At 46.3% G+C, this 13,816-nt stretch carries 13 protein-coding genes; 6 read left to right on the forward strand and 7 right to left on the reverse strand.

Annotated features, from left to right (window positions below; genetic code table 11):
- Positions 1–212 precede the first annotated feature (212 nt).
- Positions 213–716: a DinB family protein gene (locus RQP52_RS22865; RefSeq protein WP_315953983.1), complete on the forward strand. Its 504-nt coding sequence runs from the start codon at positions 213–215 to the stop codon at positions 714–716.
- Between the two features lie 2 nt (positions 717–718).
- On the opposite strand, the gene RQP52_RS22870 is transcribed toward RQP52_RS22865, so the two are convergent.
- The 5 genes from RQP52_RS22870 to RQP52_RS22890 all read right to left on the reverse strand — a co-directional run bounded on the left by RQP52_RS22870 (position 719) and on the right by RQP52_RS22890 (position 6,967).
- Positions 719–2,422 carry a S41 family peptidase gene (locus tag RQP52_RS22870; RefSeq protein ID WP_315953984.1) on the reverse strand — a complete coding sequence of 568 codons (1,704 nt, stop codon included), beginning with the start codon at positions 2,420–2,422 and terminating at the stop codon, positions 719–721.
- Between the two features lie 91 nt (positions 2,423–2,513).
- Complete coding sequence (locus RQP52_RS22875) at positions 2,514–3,896, reverse strand: sensor histidine kinase (RefSeq protein WP_315953985.1); 1,383 nt, start codon at positions 3,894–3,896, stop codon at positions 2,514–2,516.
- Positions 3,893–4,573: a response regulator transcription factor gene (locus tag RQP52_RS22880; protein ID WP_315953986.1), complete on the reverse strand. Its 681-nt coding sequence runs from the start codon at positions 4,571–4,573 to the stop codon at positions 3,893–3,895. The genes RQP52_RS22875 and RQP52_RS22880 overlap by 4 nt, the downstream gene beginning before the upstream one ends.
- 30 nt (positions 4,574–4,603) lie before the next feature.
- Positions 4,604–5,554: a magnesium/cobalt transporter CorA gene (gene corA, locus RQP52_RS22885; protein ID WP_315953987.1), complete on the reverse strand. Its 951-nt coding sequence runs from the start codon at positions 5,552–5,554 to the stop codon at positions 4,604–4,606.
- 129 nt (positions 5,555–5,683) lie between these two features.
- The gene (locus RQP52_RS22890; RefSeq protein ID WP_315953988.1) at positions 5,684–6,967 is read right to left on the reverse strand and encodes an erythromycin esterase family protein; all 1,284 of its coding nucleotides are present in this window, start codon (positions 6,965–6,967) and stop codon (positions 5,684–5,686) included.
- A 241-nt stretch (positions 6,968–7,208) separates the two neighbouring features.
- On the opposite strand from RQP52_RS22890, the gene RQP52_RS22895 reads away from it, so the two are divergent.
- Together RQP52_RS22895 and RQP52_RS22900 are read left to right on the forward strand one after the other, a co-directional pair.
- Entirely contained in the window at positions 7,209–7,793 is a 585-nt protein-coding gene (locus RQP52_RS22895; RefSeq protein WP_315953989.1) for an AAA family ATPase, read from the forward strand.
- A gap of 22 nt (positions 7,794–7,815) precedes the next feature.
- On the forward strand, positions 7,816–8,595 hold the full coding sequence (locus RQP52_RS22900) for an APH(3') family aminoglycoside O-phosphotransferase (protein WP_315953990.1): 780 nt from the start codon (positions 7,816–7,818) through the stop codon (positions 8,593–8,595).
- A gap of 393 nt (positions 8,596–8,988) precedes the next feature.
- Here the strand turns inward: RQP52_RS22900 and RQP52_RS22905 are convergent, their stop codons facing one another.
- Positions 8,989–10,695, reverse strand: a complete 1,707-nt coding sequence (locus RQP52_RS22905; protein WP_315953991.1) for a glycoside hydrolase family 2 protein — start codon at positions 10,693–10,695, stop codon at positions 8,989–8,991.
- Positions 10,696–10,808: 113 nt separating this feature from the next.
- Here RQP52_RS22905 and RQP52_RS22910 point away from each other — a divergent pair, with 113 nt between their 5' ends.
- The 3 genes from RQP52_RS22910 (at position 10,809) to RQP52_RS22920 (ending at position 12,766) form a co-directional block, all read left to right on the forward strand.
- Positions 10,809–11,627: an AraC family transcriptional regulator gene (locus tag RQP52_RS22910; protein ID WP_315953992.1), complete on the forward strand. Its 819-nt coding sequence runs from the start codon at positions 10,809–10,811 to the stop codon at positions 11,625–11,627.
- Between the two features lie 78 nt (positions 11,628–11,705).
- Positions 11,706–12,212 (forward strand): CYTH domain-containing protein, encoded by a 507-nt coding sequence (locus RQP52_RS22915; RefSeq protein WP_315953993.1) that lies wholly within the window; start codon positions 11,706–11,708, stop codon positions 12,210–12,212.
- A 50-nt stretch (positions 12,213–12,262) separates the two neighbouring features.
- Entirely contained in the window at positions 12,263–12,766 is a 504-nt protein-coding gene (locus RQP52_RS22920) for a GNAT family N-acetyltransferase (protein WP_315953994.1), read from the forward strand.
- Here RQP52_RS22920 and RQP52_RS22925 read toward each other — a convergent pair.
- Positions 12,758–13,816, reverse strand: coding sequence for a ParB/RepB/Spo0J family partition protein (locus tag RQP52_RS22925; protein ID WP_315953995.1), 1,059 nt, complete (start codon positions 13,814–13,816; stop codon positions 12,758–12,760). The genes RQP52_RS22920 and RQP52_RS22925 overlap by 9 nt on opposite strands.

A 13,816-nucleotide genomic window follows, 5' to 3' on the forward strand; every position in this document is an offset into this window, starting at 1 on the left:
CCATCACCGTCCCTTATTCATCCTATGTTTTTTATTCGCAGCCTGGCTATATGAAACATGAAAGCAGGATACTTTCTAGTCTATCACGAAAATTAAAAACAGGAAAAATAAAACAATTTTCTGAAATAATAACTGACAGTATGCTGTCAGGGATCCTCCTGTATGATTATGATAACAATGAGAAATGGCCTTGAGCTAAAGGAGAGATACTTATGACGCAGCAGATACGGAACATGTATGATTTCCATGTATGGGCGAATCAAACGATGCTGACCCACTTGAAAAAGTTAGGAAAAGATGTGTACACACGTGAGATACAAAGTGTTTTTCCTACGGTGTCGAAGGTTATCGCACACATCTATGTTGTGGATGCCGGTTGGTTAGACATGATGCAAGGTAAAAGCATGAACGAAGCCATGGCGGATTCGGTTCAGTTGACGGCTGATGCGGAGTCCAAGAGCATGGAGGAGCTTGAAACGATGTATGTTCAATTATCGGAGAGGTTCAAAGCTTTTTTGGATGAGCATGCGTCTTTGGAGGAAACGATTGTGCTGGATAATCCTTATGCAGGGGTGCGGGAAACCAGCCGTGCGGAAATGCTTCTTCAAGTGGTCAATCATGGCACCTATCACCGCGGAAATATTACAGCGATGCTGCGCCAAATGGGGCACGCCTCTGTAATGACGGAGTACGGTCTGTTCTGGTATGCCGGATAGCTTTACTGCATGTTCTCCATAGCTTGAATCGCATAGTTCAGCTCAACATCTTGTCCTTGTATATATTTTTGCTCGAAAGTCTGTTCATTTAAGGGAATGTCAATATCGGGAATGGCGCCGCCTTGCCCCTTGTCGTCACTATCTCCTTGAATCATTTTATCTTGATTTAGCGACCTGCCATCCGGCAGCTGCAAGAGATAGCCTTCCGGCATTTCAACCTGTATAGGGCTTGAAACAACCCCAAATGATCCATTTGTAGAGGTAAATCCAACAATTCGAGCATGGGGCAAGCCCTTCACCACAAGAGGTAAGCCTTCTCCGGAACTTCCCGTTCGTTGATTGATCAGAATAGCTAACTTACCGCCATAGTAAAGCTCTGCAGGTTTGATTATACGAGTTTCAATAGCATTGATTTCAAACTTGCCAGCCATTCGATTGTAATAGCTCACATACTCATAAAGTTTCGGCTTATTTACAAAATAACCTGCCATTGCAATAACCAGGTCATCACTTCCCCCCGGATTGTCACGAACATCAATGATGAGGCCATTTATTTGCTTTTCCTGAAACTCTTTCAGTTTGGTTCCCAATACTTTATCCGGATGAGGCATTGTCGCGCTTGGGAGAAAATATCTGATCTTCACATAGCCATATCCGTTACTTAGAACTTCGCTTTCCACTGGAGCATCCGTTTTATTTGGTTTCACTCTTGTTTTCTTTAGCGTCTCGTAATTGTCGTCATAAGCCGTTAAAGTTACTTTTTTTATTTCAGTCTCCCCTTTGTTTTTAAAAGCCACCTGGACGTCTTTCCCAATGGACGTTCTTACCATAAACCTTCCTTGATTATCGTTCCGGTCTCCATCCGTAGCCATCGGGTTTTCACTCCAGTAGGTGGCATGGTAAGCTTCTTGTGCCTCTTTTCCATCCCAAGAAATGATCTCAGCCCCAAGCTGGATCCCGCTTTTTTCAGCGGGACTGCCCACTAAGAGCAAATTGACCACAACCTTGCCCTGATCTAATTGAATCGTACTTAGACCAACACCACCACCGACTTCTTGTTTAAAAACGTGATTATCATCGTACAATTTCTCATTCACGATTTTGACATGCCCGTCTCGAAGAGAATAAAGATACGATCTTAACGTTGTATAGTATAAATCTTTGTTCTTTTGCTGTTCTGCTTGTAGAAATAGAGGTTCATACTTATTTTTCATTGCTGCCCAGTCTACCTTTTTCCAATCACCAAACGGGTACTCCCGGGATAGCCGCTCATTTAATTGAACAAATGCTTGCGAATAGCTCATATGACTGAAATGACTCACTGGATTGTAACGTGACTCACCCGCCAGTATCAACGAAAAGACAAGAGGGAGCATACCGAGTAGACACAGGGCGACTCTTATAATTCTATACTTGGGCAAGGGCACAGGGATGTGACGAACCGGTCTAAATACTTTCTTGACCGTACATAAGAAAAGAACCGCGGCAACTGCGTAGAATATTAATGCCAGCAGGGTCGTATCACCATTTAGTACACTAGCAATGGCGATAAGGAGACCGGCGCTTGGCAAAAGATCAAACCATGTGACATGTTTTTGAATTGGTATGGCATACCAGACTAACACAGTTAAAATGATGGCAAACAACAGCAGTTCATAAATTGTGAACCACTTCAATGAACCTAAAAAATCTCCAATCATGCTCATGTTTCATCTCCTTCATCTAAGTCTTTACGTTGCATTTAAAGATTAGAAAAGAAATATGAACGGAGCGTGAACGCCACAAATACCGGCACCATCAGGTACCGGCTTTTGTTGAAAGCGTGTTTGGCGGAGAACTCGGAATATGCAGGGTGAATTTCGTGCCTTGTCCGACTGTGCTTTCTACTTCAATGTTTCCATGATGATGTAAGACAATTTGCTTCACAATAGCGAGGCCTAGACCACTTCCCGTACTGTTTCGCGATCTATCCGTTTTGTAAAACCGCACGAAGATTTGATTTAGTTCCTCAGGCGTAATCCCAATCCCTGAATCTTTAATGATAACTGTATACGAATGGTTGTTAGCGTGGAGTTCGATACGAATCGTTCCATTGTCAGGCGTGAATTTGATGCTGTTTCCAAGCAGGTTAATCCACACTTGATTGAGTTGATCGGCATCTGCCGTGATTTTGGCGCCAATGGGCAGCTTCAGGTCGATACGAATATGTTTGACAGACCAGAGTGGCTCGCAGGAAACAACGACCTGTCGGATTTGTTCATCAAGGTTAAACGTTTTTGCTACAAAGGGATGATGCTTGGATTCAAGAGAAGCAAGCTTGAGTAGATTATCGCTAAGTCGGGACAGTCTATCGCTTTCCTTCAGAATGATGTCCAAATACCGTCCCCGTTTCTCCGCTGTTACCAGATGGTCGAGCTTTAGCGCCTTCGCAAAGCCCGAGATGGAAGTTAACGGCGATTGTATCTCATGGGAAACATTCGAGACAAAGTCCTGACGCATCATCTCCAACTGCTTCAGCTCACGGGCTGTCTCGTTGAAACTTCGGGCAAGGATCCCTAGTTCGTCTTTTCGCTTAAGCTTCAATTCCACATCGAAATCGCCCTTAGCGAGTCTTTTGGTTGCTTTCGTCAATAGCTTAAGGGGCCTCACCAAGAATCGGGCGGCAATCAGAATACATAAGCTTCCTATAACAAGCACAAGAAACAGAATAGTGATCAATAACCGGATTACTGCCTTTTCATTTTTGGTGGAAGATTGCAAGAAGAGGGCATAGTTCTTACCTTCAAACGCAAACGGAAGCCCTACATACAAGTCCCCCTCTGATTTAACCTTCGATCGGTATCGTGTGCCTTCCAGCACCTGTTGGACGGGTTCCTTATCAATAGCAATGAACTGCTCTTTATTGTCTGATCCATATAGTTTCTTTTCGCCTGAGGCAGCAAATAGTTGAATCGGGTACACCGTTAACTGGGATGCTTTTTCCATGAAGGCATCCAGATCTTGAGGCTGAGTTTGTTTATAAAGTTCAACGATGTTGTCGCTTACCTTGATCATGTCGTTTTGTCCCAACTCGTTTAACTCTTTTTGAAATATGGCAATTCCGATAATAAAAGAGGAGATTAAGCCGATTACAATTGCAGCTAAAAAAGTGAGCACTATGCGTACATATAAGCTCTTCATCCTGCCACAACCACAAGTCTGTATCCGAGACCACGCGCCGTTTCAATGTAAAAGTGTTTGATATCGCTGGCAAATCTCTGCCGCAGCCTCTTGATGTGCACATCGACGGTCCTGTCATCGCCTTCGTAGTCCATCCCCCAAATTTGAGTGATCAGTTGCTCTCGTGTGAAAATTTGGCCCGGGTAACTGGCCAGCTTGAACAGCAGCTCGAACTCTTTTAGAGGAAGGGCTTGCTCCTCATTCCCACGCACGACTTTGTAGGTACCCAGATTTAGCAGAACCTCACCCAATTGTATGACCTTGGAGGATGAGATCCGGGATCGCTTCAACAGTGCTTTGATGCGCAGCACGAGCTCCACCGGATCGAACGGCTTCGCCAAATAATCGTCTGTCCCTAGCTGGAAGCCCTTTACTTTATGCGCCGATTCCCCCTTGGCCGTCACCATTAAAAGGAGGATATGAGGATCTCGCTTTCGGATCTCTTTGCACAAATCCCAGCCATCCACCAGCGGCATCATAATATCAAGAATGACAAGCTCAACGACCGTATTTTCCAGTAAAGAGATTGCTTGCTCTCCGTTCTCCGCTTCTATAACGTCGAAGCCTTCATTCTGTAGAAAGAGGCTCATCAGCTCACGAATGTGCGCGTCATCATCAACAATAAGTATTTTGCTCATTTACTTTCTGACTCCTTTTTATGAGATAAGCTACTTAAACCAGCCTTTTTTCCAGAACCAGGCGAACATGCCAAGCCCTATGCCGAACATGATGAGGAGGATGGCAAAATACCCCCAATGCCATTCTAATTCGGGCATGTGCGCAAAATTCATTCCATATATGCCGGCAATGAATGTCAAGGGCATGAAGATCGTGGTTATCACCGTCAATGTTTTCATAATCGAATTCATGCGATTGGAATTCAAGGAGATGTAGCTGTCACGCATATCGGCTGTCATGTCACGGTTGGATTCAATCATTTCTGAAAGCTTGAGCAAATGATCATGAATGTCCGTAAAAAATACAATGTGCTCGCGAAATTGTTCAATCCGATCGGTATTGATGACCCTGTATAGAAGATCGCGCATAGGCACGATCGTTCTGCGTATTTTTAACAACTTGGAGCGAATTTCAAAAATATCATTCATGAGCACCTCAATGGACTCAGAATGCACATTATTCTCAATCTCATTGAGTTGATCCTCTAATTGATAAACGCTGGGAAAATACTGGTCAACTAAGTTATCTAGCACTAAATAGGCGGCGTAAATATGGCCTTCGCTTCGCAGGTTTTCTTGCTCGGACAGACGGCACCAAGCATCCTCAATTTCTCTGGAGTCATGCTGATGGAAGGTGACGATAAAGTTGCTCCCCAGAAACATATCCACCTCTTCTGCATCCAGCGTCTTCGCATTCATCGCATGCATGACAAAGAAATGGACATTTTCATAATGGTCCATTTTCGGTCTTTGCAGCAAATAAAAACAGTCTTCAATAGCCAAGGGGTGAAAATAAAAATGGTCTTTTAGCTCCAACGCTTCTTCTTCACTGGGATTGTGAAAATCAACCCAATACCACTTAATGTTGGCGTCATCGAGCTGGCGAAGAGGAACATCGTGATGTACGGTAAAATCAGTCGTAACCGCTAATGAACGAATCATAATAAAACTCCTAGGTTGAAATACGTTATTAACTACATATTTTACCATACAAAGAGGCGAGATCAGAATTTCCTGGGCAATAATCGGGCGATTTTTGTGGTAAAAGCAAGAAAAAGTGCTCGTGTGAATTCACACGAGCACTTTTTCGATGGTAAGCGGATGAAGCGCACGGCTTTCATCCACATGCACGAAGGCGTCGTACCGCCGCGCCATCACCGAGGGAACATAGTTCCCGCGTTCATAGGCTTGGCGGTACACGACCCCGATGGCACGGTGCCCCAGCACCTCGTGCCCGAGAACAGGATCCTCCCTGCGCAGCAGGAGGATCTGATCGTGCGCGCCGGCGCGGTGCATGAGCTCCTCCCAGCTGCCCGGCTGGGCAGCGGGCACGTGCATCGCCGCCACCGGCGCGCCCCAATCTTTCGCGGCTATGACCGTGCCGCGATAAGTGCCGAAGCCGATGGCGAACACATCGGCTTCACCGTGCGCTTCGCGCACGAGCTGGCCGACGTTGACCATGCCGTCGGCCTGCATATCCGTTGCACGCGCATCGCCGATGTGCGTGTTATGCTCCCAGACGATGACTTTGGCGTCTGGGCCATGATACTGTACGAGGCGGCGCAGCGCCTCGGTCATGTGTCGATCGCGGATGTTCCACGAATCCGCATCGTGGCGGACCATGGTGCGGTAGTAGTCCTCCGCGTTCACGGCAACAAGCGCGTTGAGTTCCGCGCTAAGGGCCGCTTCGCTGTCTTCGTCGTACCGCACGCGCTTCGCGTGAAGCTCTTTCAGCAGCTTCACGACCTCGTCTTTGCAGCTTTCTCCGTAGAAAGCTGCGGAAGCGCCATAGTTTTGCCCCTCCTTGTCATAGGAGTCAAAACAGGCGAATGCCGAGCGTGCGATCGCGAGCTGCTCAGGCAGGCCTTTTTCCAGCAAATAGCGTTCGATTTCCTCGAAGGACTCCCACAAGCTATAAACGTCGAGACCATAGAAGCCTACGCGCTGATCCACGGGTTTATCTGCATTGTGCCGCTCAAGCCAATCGACAAGTTCTCCTACTTCCTCATTGGCCCACATCCAAGTCGGCCAACGGTTAAATCCTTCTAACACTTCACGGATGTTTGGTTTTGCATCTTTATACTGTTTGACATAACGGTTGACCTCGTAGCAGGAGGGCCAGTCGCCTTCGACGGCGATAAAGGAGAACCCTTTCGTTTGTACAAGCTTGCGAGTTAACTCCGTGCGCAATTTATAAAACTCGGATGTGCCATGTGTTGCCTCGCCCAACAGCACATATTTCTTATCTCCGATGGCCTCGATAAGCACATCTAGATCATCTGGCGTGTTAAGAGGAACAGCCTGCTGTTTGATTTGTTCCACGATGGCTTCTTGGACGTTCTCGTTCATCTTCATGGTTATCTGGCAAACTCCTCTCCTCTGGATTTTCTTCTGTAGTATGTACAAATTTGGCATGATCAAAAGGCGATTCGTCATAAAACCATTTTTTTGTAACACAATTGGAATATTTCTGTTACAGTCCTCTAATATATGTGGGGTATTATAATAAACAAGACCCCCTTTTTTAATATAAACTTTGGACCTGGCCCCGTTGGCTAGGTCCCTTTTTTAATCTATGGAGGTGTAGCTCGTGCTCATGTCAAAACCTTTCGTCATCATCATTAACGGACTTCCTGGTACAGGAAAAACAACCTTAGCGAAGCGGCTTGAACAAGACCTGCGTATCCCATTATTCTCGCGGGATGGTATATATGAGACCCTGTACGATGCGTTAGACTGCCAGAACAACGGTTGCCCTCCTTTGATGGCACCGGCCTCTTTTACTATGCTTTACGCCATTGCAAGCACTTTGTTATCAGCGGGTCAATCCATGATGATTGAAGGATTTTTTGGCCGACCTGAGTTAAGAAGCGCTGAATTTTTAAAATTACAGCGTGCTTCCGGATTCGAGCCCATTCAAATCCTGTGCAGAACAGAGGGCAAAGTGCTTCTTGAGCGCTTCCTTACACGTATGGGGGCAAAAGAACGCCATGCTGCTCATGCTGATTTGGAATGGATTGAACAGGAGGAAAATAAAGCAAGAATCTCGCGGGGCGACCTTACACCGCTAACTCTTGGTGGTACAATGATAGAAATAGACACAACGTCACCTGACAGTTTTGATTATGCACTTTTAATTAAATCGATACAGATGACTTTGTTGCATTCTCAAATCAACTAAATCAGAAGTGGGGGATCTCAGTTTGCAAAATATAGCGCTCCCAGAGGACTTGTCGAAATTGACAAACGGTTACAACTGGCAACGAATCACCCTTGGTTTATCTCAATCTCAAACGTACTTCTTGTCAGGTGCCACCTCCAACTTATACATAAAAATCCAGTCCCGCACGGCGGTTGAAAGTCTTCATCACGAGAAGGAAAGGCTGGTTTGGCTGCAAGGTAAACTGCCTGTTCCAGAGCTCGTATATTATGGACAAGACGATGCCAATGAATACTTGCTAATGACGGAGATTGAAGGAGTCAACGCCTCGGACAAGTACTATGAAAGCATGCTGCCGCAATTAATGCAGCAATTAGCCATTGGACTTAGAAGCGTCCATGAAGTCCCCGTTGTTGGCTGCCCTTTTGATCAAACGCTGGAATCGAAGATCGTTGAAGCTACAAGACGAGTGGAACAGCAGCTTGTTGATGAAGAAGATTTTGATTCGCAGAGACAAGGGCGAAAAGCTGAGGATTTAGCACAGGAGCTTCTGCGCCTGAGGCCCGAGACCGAGGATTTGGTTTTTACGCATGGCGACTACTGCTTACCCAATATCATCCTCAAAGATGGAAGGGTGCACGGTTTTATTGATTGGGGCAGGGCGGGGATGGCAGATCGATATCAGGATATAGCCTTGGCGATTCGCAGTATCCGATATAACTTTGGTCATGAATATGTGCAAACTTTCCTGGATGCTTATGGCATGCCAACATTAGATGAGGCTAAAGTTCATTATTATCAACTTTTGGATGAGTTCTTTTGAATGAAGAGGAACTACAATCCTCTATTTGCCCGAAAATGGCGAGATCGCAGCTCAGAGGGAACTACGGTCCTCTATTTTGCCGATTTCGGCCGATGTACAGCCGTCTGGCCGCATATAAGACCCTGTAGTTCCGCTACAAGGGAATAACGGCTGATTTTGCTCAAATAACGCCCTGTAGTTCCCCAATACTCTTAATTGGAGCAAAATTTTGAAGTTGTATGAGATCTTGGGATTGCACTAGAGGTACTGAGGATGCACTTGAGGTACCGGGGTTGCACTTGAGCTACTAAAGTTGCCCTCGAGTTACTAGTCTCTGCAGTTGCCCTCGAAATTCAGCCCGCCAATCCCGCAGCAAAAAAAGGGACCCAGCCACCAAGGCCGGGTCCCTTCCTATTATCGCTTAGAACGATAGATATCCTTCACGATCCGGTAAGCCAGCTTAGGCTTGCGGTATTCATTCAGCAATCCTTTGTTGTTAAAGCTCCGCGCACGATCGCGGAAATATGGGCGGTCACTGCGAACATCGACGCGGATGTCGGCGAAATGCCAGATCAGCGTACCGACGATACGTGGATCCTCGCGGAAAATATGCAGCGCCTGCTGCACAACGTCAGCCTGGTAATCTTCGCTGAACAAGCGCGGCTCCCAGCCTGCGTCTCCAAAAATACCGGCCGCACCGAACTCGCTCATGATCAAAGGCTTGTCCCCAGCGCCTTGTGCTTCGGCATTACGGTAGTAATTTTGCAGCATATCGCGGAATCCGCTTACGTTCCCTTCGTACCAGCCGTAATATTTATTGATGCCGATGACATCGAAGTAGGACAGGACGATATCTTCAACAGGGTGCATGGTTGCATAAGTGACTAGACGGCTTTCGTCCATGCTGCGGATTTTACCTACGAACTTTTTCGTTAACTCAAGCGCCTCTGTCGTGCGTGTATCGATTTCATTATGAGCTCCCCAGAAAATAATTGACGGATGATGATAATCGCGGGTAATCATTTCATCCAGCATCTTAACGCCACGTTCTGCAAAAAGAGGACTAGCCAGCGTATCTGTGCTCATGAAACAGCCCCACATCGGGATTTCGCTCCATAAAAGCATGCCGTGTTCATCCAGCAGATCCATCCAGAACTGGCTTTGCGGATAATGCGAACCGCGCACGATGTTGCAGCCCAGATCCTGTAAAATGGCAAGGTCTTTCAGCATGAGCTTCGGTGGGAAAGCAAAGCCCCACTCCGGATGCTCCTCGTGCCGATTAACACCTTGCAGATAGAGCTTATTCCCATTCAAAAGGATTTGGCCATTGTCGACCGCAACCGTTCGGAATCCTGTACGGTCGATAAGGTCGTCTTCGCCAGCCTGAACGGTGAACGTATACAGTTCGGGGCGGCCTACATCCCATCGACGGATGTTAGCGAGGGTTCCACGCAGGGTTAATTGGGTGGATTGGCCTGCTAGCAGCTGTACGGTGACAGCGGGGAAAACGAGTCCGTTTGTAGAAGCGTTAACCTCGACTTCGCTGTCTGTATCGCTGAGCGAGTTGACCTGTACTTGCAAGCTGATATCCGCTTGATCACCTGTCAAATGGTAATCGATTTTCATCGTATCAATATAGACGTCAGGCAGCTCTTGCAGCTCTACGGAACGGATAATACCGCCGTAGGAGTACCAATCCGCCACATCGGTAGGCAGTGTCTGCCAGTCTAAAGTGCTGTCTACACGAATAATAAGTTCATGCTGGCCTTGGGCCAAATGAGGAAGCAGCGTACTAAACTGTGTATACCCACCAAAATGATAACCAAGATGCTGACCATCCACATAAATATCGGCATGATGAAGAATGCCCTCAAAGATCAAACGAATATTGCTGTCTTGGGTTGTATCAAAATAGGTACGGTACCATGCAACGCCAATGTATTCAAATAAGCCTAATTCATTATTCCAACAGGAAGGAACAACGAGCTTACGGGAATCGGAAGGAAATTTCTTGTACCATTCCTCTGTAGTGCCTAAATTGCTTGGATCTGTGACAAAATCCCATAGTCCATCAAGTGTGCGTGTTTTGCGAAGGATATGTTGTCCAAAAGTACGGATCAAAGGAAAAAGCCCCTTTCATGTCTGTTTCGTAAAGCGTATCATGGAGGAATGGGGATAATCTATGGATAAAGGGTATTATCATTTGTCAAAATCGCTTTGCAGGTGGTGGTTATATGGAATCGAAAGCGCACAGAATTTATCATCTTCGCCTGACCTATGAGAAGCTTCCCGTGCCTGGGTGGAAGGATATTCGCAATACGATGGATGTTCATTCGCTTTACTGGATTATGAGCGGGGAGGGGGAATTCTCGCATTCACCGGATGAGAAGCCCATTCAAGTGAGAACAGGGACGCTGATCTATCTCAAGCCGGGTTTTACCCTTACGATGTCATCTTCCATAGACCAACCGCTATACATCCGTATGCTTTTATTTGATGCTTTCGATGTGCCTTATGAGCAGGACATTTGGCAAAAGCCTGTGTACCTGGACACGCTAAACTTGCCTTTTATCAAACTATATTCTCCGGAGCAAGCGGTTTGGATTCATGAGCAGTTTAAGCAAATGTGGTCGATTCAAGGGACTGATCCGCATGAAAGACAAGCCGAGTTTCAATACGTGCTTTCCAAATTGCTTCATTATATGAGAGATACGCAGGAGTCGACGGACCCGTATATGAAAGCTTTTCAGCAAGCAAAGTTTTGGATGGAAACCTGCTACAATCGTCCACTTAAGATGGAGGAGCTGGCGCGGAATTTTCATATCTCCGTTTCCCAATTACGGAAAATGTTCATGCAGCAAATGGGCATATCTCCCAAAGAGTACTTGAACCGAATTCGCAATGAGAAAGCCAAAACACTGCTGCTGCTGACAGAGGAACCCATGAAAGCGATCGCGGTCGCTTGCGGCTTTGCCGACGAGTTTCATTTTGGTAAAATGTTTCGGGCATGGAATGACATTTCTCCGGCTCGTTTCAGAGCCTTGTACAAATAACTGGCAGCAGGTTACGTAAGCATTTTTATGGTAAAATGGTGGTTAAAATAAAGATTGGTTTGGGAGAGGGGCTTACCTATGAGTGCTGAAATTGAGAAAAAATTTTTATTGCCTGCATTCCCTGCGAGTGAATTGGAGAATCAAGACATTAAGCTGGTGTCCAAGCAGTACATTTATCAAACGTATTTGGCTTTTTCGGAGGATCAAGAAATTCGAGTGCGTCAGCTGGTCGATAGCTCTGGCGAGTCGCATTTTACTCATACGTTTAAGTCCGGTCATGGGATGGTTCGTGAAGAAATTGAGTACAACATCTCTGAACCGGTTTATAAACAACTTTTGGATCACACGGGCTTGATTCCGTTAGAGAAGATTCGTACTACGGTAGAACATGCGGGACTTTATTATGAAATTGATGAATACAAGCAAGTGGATTTAGCAGTGGTTGAGGTCGAGTTTCCAAGCATTGAAGCGGCGGAGCAATTTGAAGCGCCAGCCTGGTTTGGACGCGAACTTGGCTCAGAAGACGAATTCCGTAATAAATCGATGTGGGTTGCTTTGCAAAAAAAGTCGGCCATGGGGGATTAGAGCACATTAGTGCACATTAGAGCATTCTGCTGAAGGAGGATCCATTGATTTTGGACATACAACGATTAGGGGAGCAGGATGTGCCGCAGGTGCAAGCACTTTTGATGGATGTGGTTTCACGGCTGCCGTCCAGTGCTTATTATTCGACGGATCGTTTAGAAGCGTTATATGAATATGTTGAGCAAAAAGGCGAGATGTACGGCGCTTATCAGGGGAATACACTCGTTGCTTATACGGTGATTGCATTCCCTGGGCTAAGCGCCGGCAATCTCGGACGTGAGTTTGGCGTGCCGGAGGCAGAGCTGCCAAGAGTTGCTTCGCTGGAAGGATCCATTGTCCACGAGTCGGTGAGAGGACAAGGACTGCAGCGGCGTTTCCATGCCTGGAGAGAACAGCGCGCGCGGGAGAAGGACATGCTCTATTTATATGCGACCGTTCACCCGGACAATGTGATAAGCCGCCAAAATTTAGAGTCCGCTGGGTTGACGCTGCAGTTCTCCCGCCCGATGTACGGTGGTTTACCAAGGCACTGTTATGCGAAAAAGTTATTTTGAATAAGCCAATTCTCTGACTTTTTTCCACTGGCTTAACTGTTTTTCCAAATGCTCGACTAACGTATCGACATCGTTTAGAAACTTGTCTTTTTCGCCGGCGTCGAGCTTGGAAGCAGCGCTCTGCAAATCGCTTTCCGATGGAGCTTGTACAACCGAGAGAAGTTGCTGCAGTTTAATTTGAATAGGCGTCACTGTCATTGCAGCAGTCTCATCTTGTTGAAATTGGCTGCTTGGCAAGAGCCCGCTTTGCTCCGACAGTGGCGTATCAATCGCTGTGCTGGCTTTTTCTGCTTTTTGCGCTTTGGCGGGTGCCTTAGCCGGAGCAGGTTTAGCCCGTTCTGCGCGGTTGTTTTGAAAAACAGACCACGTTTCGACTAATTCGTGCCCCGATTTGTATAAAAGCTTCCCTTTCGTACTCTCCGAAATCTCTTTATCTTTGAACATTTTTGCGATTTTCTTCACATCGCTTACCGGCATTTCGTCTCTTGCAATAATCAATGCAAGCGGGTCACGATGCTCGATGGCTAAATCTTTGATAGGCAGCAGCTGATCTTCGGTCAGCTTGTCCTTGCGAATTTCTGTGCCGCTGACGATCAGCTTTTTGACGGCGTTGCCAAATTTTAATAGATCACATTTATTTTTGATATAGGACTCGGGTTTGCCGAGTTTGCTGGAGAGGTACTTAATAGAAGAACTGAACTTCGCATCGTTCATCAGTTTATGAAAAGCCTCGGCTTCCTCAATCGGCGAAAAGCCTTCCCGCGTCAAATTCTCCGCAATTTGCTCCAAATAGATTTCCATCTCATCTGTCACATTAGATACAATGCAGGACATGGTAGCCTTTCCGAGCATTTTACTAGCTTTGTACCTGCGGTTTCCATAGATGATTTTGTAGCGGTTGTTTGCCGTCGTTCGTACTTTAATCGGAGAAAGCAGACCAATTTCCTCAATGCTTTTCATAAGTTCTTGAAGTGCTTCTTCATCGAATTGATATCTGGGCTGATCCGTGTCTTCATCAATTAATGCGATAGGAATTTCAATAATATCCAT

It is taken from the genome of Paenibacillus violae (assembly GCF_032461945.1).
Classification (GTDB): domain Bacteria; phylum Bacillota; class Bacilli; order Paenibacillales; family NBRC-103111; genus Paenibacillus_E; species Paenibacillus_E violae.

What these genes read in the sequence shown, in the direction of transcription:
- RQP52_RS22925 (WP_315953995.1), bottom strand. Translation starts at nt 13,816, where the DNA reads ATGGATATTATTGAAATTCCTATCGCATTAATTGATGAAGACACGGAT.
- corA (WP_315953987.1), bottom strand. Translation starts at nt 5,554, where the DNA reads ATGATTCGTTCATTAGCGGTTACGACTGATTTTACCGTACATCACGAT.
- RQP52_RS22875 (WP_315953985.1), bottom strand. Translation starts at nt 3,896, where the DNA reads ATGAAGAGCTTATATGTACGCATAGTGCTCACTTTTTTAGCTGCAATT.
- RQP52_RS22895 (WP_315953989.1), top strand. Translation starts at nt 7,209, where the DNA reads ATGTCAAAACCTTTCGTCATCATCATTAACGGACTTCCTGGTACAGGA.
- RQP52_RS22890 (WP_315953988.1), bottom strand. Translation starts at nt 6,967, where the DNA reads ATGAAGATGAACGAGAACGTCCAAGAAGCCATCGTGGAACAAATCAAA.
- RQP52_RS22910 (WP_315953992.1), top strand. Translation starts at nt 10,809, where the DNA reads ATGGAATCGAAAGCGCACAGAATTTATCATCTTCGCCTGACCTATGAG.
- RQP52_RS22880 (WP_315953986.1), bottom strand. Translation starts at nt 4,573, where the DNA reads ATGAGCAAAATACTTATTGTTGATGATGACGCGCACATTCGTGAGCTG.
- RQP52_RS22870 (WP_315953984.1), bottom strand. Translation starts at nt 2,422, where the DNA reads ATGAGCATGATTGGAGATTTTTTAGGTTCATTGAAGTGGTTCACAATT.
- RQP52_RS22865 (WP_315953983.1), top strand. Translation starts at nt 213, where the DNA reads ATGACGCAGCAGATACGGAACATGTATGATTTCCATGTATGGGCGAAT.
- RQP52_RS22915 (WP_315953993.1), top strand. Translation starts at nt 11,706, where the DNA reads ATGAGTGCTGAAATTGAGAAAAAATTTTTATTGCCTGCATTCCCTGCG.